Raw genomic sequence first — 1,110 nt, forward strand, 5'->3', positions numbered from 1 at the left:
TGTAATGTCCAGGGACGTTGTTTCGGCGACACGGCCGTGAACAGCTGAGAGGTGAGGGCCTCCGGTTGTGAAGTGGAGCTGTTGAGTTCAACCGCTTCACGTACCAGGAGGCCCTCGTGTCCCACGCTAACGCTGCCCTGACCCCGCGCGCTCGACTCCGCCTGGCGCGCCTGATCGTCGAGGACGGCTGGTCGCCGCAGGTCGCGGCGAAGATGTTCATGGTCTCTCCCGTCACGGCCCGAAAATGGGCGGCTCGGCTGAGGCTGGAGGGCCCCGCCGGGATGACCGATCGTTCGAGTCGGCCGCGATCGATGCCGACGAAGACGCCACTGCCCGTGGTCAAGCGGATCGTGAAGCGGCGGTGGCGGGGCCGTCTCGGCCCGGCCCAGATCGCCGGTGAACTCGGACTGCCCGCCTCGACCATCCACGCAGTGCTCGTGCGATGTCGAATCAACAGGCTCAGCCATATCGATCGGGTCACGGGAGAACCCATCCGACGATACGAGCACGACCATCCCGGCTCGCTGATCCATGTCGACGTCACGAAGTTCGGCAACATCCCCGACGGCGGCGGATGGCGGTTCGTCGGCCGCGTCCAGGGCGAACGCAACCGGGAGGCCACCGCGACCCGTCTGCAAAGCAGGAACCACCGCTATGAGCCCCGGTTGGGCACCGCGTTCGTCCACACCGTCATCGACGACCACTCCCGTGTTGCTTACGCCGAGATCTGCTCTGACGAGAAAGCGCAGACGGCGATCGGCGTCCTGCGTCGTGCTGTCTCATGGTTCGCCGCCCGGGGTGTCCCCGTCGAGCGTGTCCTCTCGGACAACGGCTCCGCCTACAAGTCCCACGCCTGGCGCGATGCCTGCGCAGAACTCGGGATCACGGCGAAGAAGACCCGCCCTTACCGGCCGCAGACCAACGGGAAGATCGAACGCTTCCACCGCACCCTCGCCGACGGCTGGGCCTACGCCCGGTTCTACGGATCAGAAGCCGAGCGTCGCATGGCGCTACCAGGCTGGCTGCACTTCTACAATCATCACAGGCACCACTCCGCAATCGGGGCCCCACCCATCAGCAGAATCCAAAACAACCTGCCTGGACAGCACA

The 1,110-nt window shown here is 65.7% G+C and carries 1 protein-coding gene; it reads left to right on the forward strand.

Features of this window, described 5'->3' with window-relative positions:
- Positions 1 to 116: 116 nt before the first annotated feature.
- Positions 117 to 1,110: IS481 family transposase (locus tag D8M21_RS11210; RefSeq protein WP_082156800.1), on the forward strand; the 994-nt coding region annotated here is incomplete at its 3' end.

Origin of the sequence: Kocuria sp. HSID16901 (genome assembly GCF_003989425.1) — a bacterium.
GTDB lineage: Bacteria > Actinomycetota > Actinomycetes > Actinomycetales > Micrococcaceae > Rothia > Rothia massiliensis.